At 51.6% G+C, this 1790-nt stretch carries 1 protein-coding gene; it reads left to right on the top strand.

Features of this window, described 5'->3' with window-relative positions; all coding sequences use genetic code 11:
- A partial coding sequence (gene pta, locus ACTXGO_RS13205; protein WP_443574843.1) for a phosphate acetyltransferase occupies positions 1-1790 on the top strand: 1790 nt, incomplete at both ends.

The following is a 1790-nucleotide window of genomic DNA, read 5'->3' on the forward strand; positions in this document are numbered from 1 at the left end:
TTTATGAAGCCGTTTTTGCAAGATGATACTTTAGATAAACAAAAGAGCTTAGATAGCTCAAGCGCACTTGCTATGCATGCCTTTGGTCTAAAAGCGCCTAAATCTATCGGGCGTCAGCGCGCACTACGTATGATCGGTGACGGCAATATCGATGAGCTAATGGAAGAGGTTATCGGTAGCTTCCATAGTATCGGCGATGATCAAGATGTTGTCATTTGTGAAGGCCTAGTCTCAACGACAGAGGCCTCTTATGCCTCGCAAGTCAACCGCGCTATTGCTCATGCTTTGGATGCCAAAATTATCTTTGTCAGCGATGCTGATATCAACAATCCTGCGCACCTAGCGGACAAGCTCGACGTCCATGCGCGTGAGTTCGGCGGTATTGCAAGCGAGCGTACCCTTGGCTGTATTTTGATGCGTGTTGATGTGCCTAACACCTATGACAATCAACCTGTGGCCCCAGGCGAGGCGGTGTTTGAGCTTGATCAAAGCTACATTCAAGAAGTACAGCGCTTATCGCCGCATTTTGATAGTGAGCAGTTTCGCCTGATCGGTGTCGTGCCTTTTAGCGATACATTGTCAGTGCCGCGTACTTGGGATATCGCCGCCGAATTAGATGCCACTTGGCTCAATGTTGGCGATGCCAAAACCCGCCGTATCAATAATATCAGCCTAACCGCGCGCTCTATTGCCCGCGTTGATGAAGTCTTTAATCGAGGCACGCTGATCGTCGTTCCAGGCGACCGTGATGATTTGCTCCTTGCCGCAGGATTGGCGTGTATCAATGGCGTACCCTTAGCAGGTCTGGTGCTAACGGGCGGCGTGACACCGAACGCTACTGTCGCAGAACTGTGGATATCAGCCCTAAAGACGGGCATTCCTGTGATGAGCGTCGAAACCGATAGCTTTGAGACCGTACAAAAACTCTTGCACATGAGTGCTGAGATCCCAAGTGATGATACCGAGCGCGCCACCGATGTCACGCGTTATGTCGCGGCGCACTTAGATTTGGCTTGGATCAAAGAGCAATTTAGCGGCGATCATAAGCCGCGTCTGTCTCCAGCGGCCTTTCGTCATCAAGTGGTCAAGCAGGCGCAGCAAGCCAAAAAACGTATTGTACTGCCAGAAGGCTCTGAGCCGCGCACCGTTGAGGCCGCTTGTATCTGTCAAAGCCGCGGTATCGCTGACTGCGTGCTCTTAGCGACGCGTAGTGATGTTGAATTAGTCGCCAAAAACCGCGATTTAATTCTGCCAGAAGGCCTAGAGATTCTCGATCCTGCCAGCCTCGATATGGATAAATACATCGCCGCTGTCGTTGAGCGCCGTAAAGGCAAAACCACGCCAGAGGTTGCCGCTGAGCAATTAGAAGATACGGTATTTTTGGGTACGATCATGCTGCAAATGGACGAAGTCGATGGCCTCGTCTCAGGCGCGATTCATACTACGGCTAATACTGTACGCCCAGCCTTTCAGCTGATTAAGACCGCGCCGCAATACTCACTAGTATCGTCAGTATTCTTTATGCTGCTACCAGAGCAAGTGGTCGTCTATGGCGATTGCGCCATCAACCCTGACCCGAACGCAGAAGAGCTCGCTGAGATTGCTATTCAATCAGCGCAGTCGGCTGCCGCCTTTGGTATCGATCCCAAAGTGGCGATGATCAGCTACTCAACAGGCTCATCAGGCACAGGCGCTGACGTTGAAAAAGTCATCAAGGCAACCGAAATCGTCCGTGAGCGTGCGCCTGACTTAGCCGTTGATGGACCGCTACAGTATGACGCCGCCTCAGT

The sequence above is a fragment of the Psychrobacter sp. T6-1 genome (genome assembly GCF_052258445.1).